This window comes from Nostoc sp. T09 (genome assembly GCF_002154695.1).
Lineage (GTDB): Bacteria > Cyanobacteriota > Cyanobacteriia > Cyanobacteriales > Nostocaceae > Aulosira.
The window spans coordinates 1-2,941 of record NZ_MTAV01000243.1; the positions used below are offsets into that span (position 1 = coordinate 1).

2 protein-coding genes are annotated in these 2,941 nt (G+C 40.3%); both read left to right on the forward strand.

What is annotated here, in order from left to right; all coding sequences use genetic code 11:
- The first annotated feature begins 682 nt into the window (after positions 1-682).
- The gene (locus tag BV372_RS33405) at positions 683-2,008 is read left to right on the forward strand and encodes an AAA family ATPase (protein WP_086691601.1); all 1,326 of its coding nucleotides are present in this window, start codon (positions 683-685) and stop codon (positions 2,006-2,008) included.
- Positions 2,005-2,941: tetratricopeptide repeat protein (locus BV372_RS33410; RefSeq protein ID WP_143845470.1), on the forward strand; the 937-nt coding region annotated here is incomplete at its 3' end. The genes BV372_RS33405 and BV372_RS33410, both read left to right, overlap by 4 nt.

Sequence of the window (2,941 nt, forward strand, 5' to 3'; positions counted from 1 at the left end):
TGGCTTACCCAAAAGACCGCCCACAGGCTGTAAGCCTGGGGCTAACGTTACAAAGCCCACGCAGGTGGGCTTTGTAACGTTAGCCGCACCCTTCCAGGGTGACGGCGGTTCATTGGGTAAGCGAGGGGTTGGGGATGAGGACAAAACCTTGTCAACCAAAAGGGTTTCACATTAAGTTGACACGTATGAGCAATGCTGTGCCCTTATTTATTGATGAATAAGTAGCCGAACAGAATTAATTACAAAACGTCATTGGGAACGGAGTGTTCGCGTAGCGTCTCGAAGAGAAGCAATCGCAAGGGTTGGGATTGCTTCTCTCCGCTCGCAATGACTGTAAATATTTTTTCAAGCTAGTTATGTGAACTCTGTTAATGAGGCTATTTGCTCCATTAATGAGGTTATTTGCTCCATTAATGAGGCTATTTACTCCGTGAATGAGGTTATTTGCTCCATTAATGAGGCTATTTACTTCGTGAATGAGGCTATTTGCTCCATTAATGAGGCTATTTGCTCCATTAATGAGGCTATTTGCTCCGTGAATGAGGCTATTTGCTCCATTAATGAGGCTATTTGCTCCGTGAATGAGGCTATTTGCTCCGTGAATGAGGCTAATAACTCCATTAACGAGTGTTCAGGGGTATTACCGACAGTATAATGGGCAAAATTACCATATTTAATACTTATGCTTAATTATCCTGACTTACTTACTGAACTCTACAACGCCTTTAACCCCTTTGAACCCTTACCCGCGGATGACACAAGGTATGTTGATTGTCAGGATGTGCGCGGTGATGCGGATATTCTGCAAGAGTTGGGAAATCGGATGCGATTAGCAAACACTAATACTTGCCAATTATATTCTGGGCATCGGGGCGCAGGAAAGTCTACAGAATTACTCAAGTTAAAGAAGTATTTAGAAAATCGGCAATTCTATGTCGTATATTTTGCGGCTGATGAAGAAGATATTGATTCTGAAGATGCCCAATATACAGACATTCTCCTCGCCTGTACCCGCCGTTTGCTTAAAGATTTAAAAGAAATTGCCAATCCTCGTCCTATACTCGACTGGTTAAAAAGCCTTTGGGGAGAGTTGAAAGATTTGGCGCAGACTCCCATAGAGTTTGAGAAGCTAACAGTAGAAGCGCAAATTGCTCAGTTTGCCAAGCTAACAGCAAATTTAAGAGCCGTTCCCCAATTACGCCAACAGATTCGCCAAAAAATTGATCCTCACACTGTAACTCTAATTCAGGTGTTGAATGAATTTCTGACAGATGCCAAACAGAATTTACCTAATGGCTGCAATAAACTGGCGGTAATTGTCGATAATTTAGACCGGATGGTGTTAGTTAAAGATGGAGATAGCACCAACTATGAGGAAGTTTTTGTAGACCGCAGCGGACAACTCAAAGGTTTGGATTGCCATTTAATTTATACTGCACCTATTTCCTTACTGTATTCTAAACGAGGTACAGATATTCGGGATATCTATGGTGAATGCCTAATTTTACCGATGATTATGGTAAAAACTCTTGATGGAGAAATTTACCAGCCTGGGCTGAAGAAAGTTAAAGAAGTAATTAGCAAGCGCGTTCGGCAAATTGCACCGGAGTTATCACTAGAAAAGGATATTTTTGATAGTCCTAACACCTTAGAAAGACTGTGTTTGATGAGTGGAGGTCATGTGAGGAATTTGCTATTGTTAACTCAAGATGCTATTGGACGTACTGAAGAGTTACCAATTACAGAAAGTGCAGTGCGACGAGCAATTACTCAAGCGAGAGATACCTATCGCCGCACTGTAGAAAACTCTCAATGGAATTTGTTAGCTGAGGTGTCCCGTTCTAAAAAGCTTCCTGGTGATGACCTGTATCGAAGTTTGATGTATAATCGCTGTCTTTTAGAATACAAATATTTTGATAATGAAGGAGAGATGCAGCGCTGGTATGATATTCATCCATTAATTCAAGGAATTGCCGAATTTAAAGAAGCTGTAGCAAAACTTTCATGAACCCAAATGTAGATGATTGGGATGAGGATTTACCCCCAGAACCAGAAGCAGCCTATCAAGACTTAGTTCGCGCACTGAAGCGGAAATCAGGCTTTGGTTTATTTTTTGTGCAATGTACACCTGTGGAAGCAGACCGTTTAATTGCCAAACTTCCACAAGATATTCCTCACAAGCATATAGAAGTTTTGCGCTTGGTGGAAGCGATTGATAATTTATATGAGCGAGTGGCTGAGTTTGTTAAAGACAAGCAAATTGATATTTTATTAATTAAAGGTCTGGAATATTCTTTATATAAATATGAAAAGAGAACTTTTGGCGAAATTACTGAAGGACAATTCAGCAATTTAACAAGCGTACCACATATTTTAAATCACTTAAATCAACAGCGAGAACGGTTTAGAGATGATTTACCATTTTGCTTTGTTTTTCTTTTACGGTCATTTTCGATAAACTATTTAATCCACCGCGCCCCAGATTTCTTTGATTGGCGTTCTGGAGTATTTGAATTACCAACTACACCAGAATTAGTAGAACAGGAATCAACTCGGCTGATATTGGAGGGAGACTATGAGAAATATCTAAAACTTAGCCAAGAACAAAAGATTGAAAAAGTATTGGAATTTCAAGACTTGTTGGCAGAAAAACATCAGACAGAAGATAGTAGGGTAAGTTTACAATTTGAACTAGGGTATTTGCTTTATTCGGTAAAAGAATCTGAAGCAGCGATCGCCGCTTACGAGCAAGCCATCAACATTCAACCTGATCAACACGAAGTTTGGTACAACAAAGGCATTGCGCTGTCTGCTTTAGGACGCTATGAAGATGCGATCGTATCCTACGACAAGGCACTAGAAATTAAACCTGATAAACAGAAAGCTTGGTGTAATCATGGTATTGCGCTATGGAATTTAGGACGCTATAAAGAAGCATTGG

What these genes read in the sequence shown, in the direction of transcription:
- BV372_RS33405 (WP_086691601.1), top strand. Translation starts at nt 683, where the DNA reads ATGCTTAATTATCCTGACTTACTTACTGAACTCTACAACGCCTTTAAC.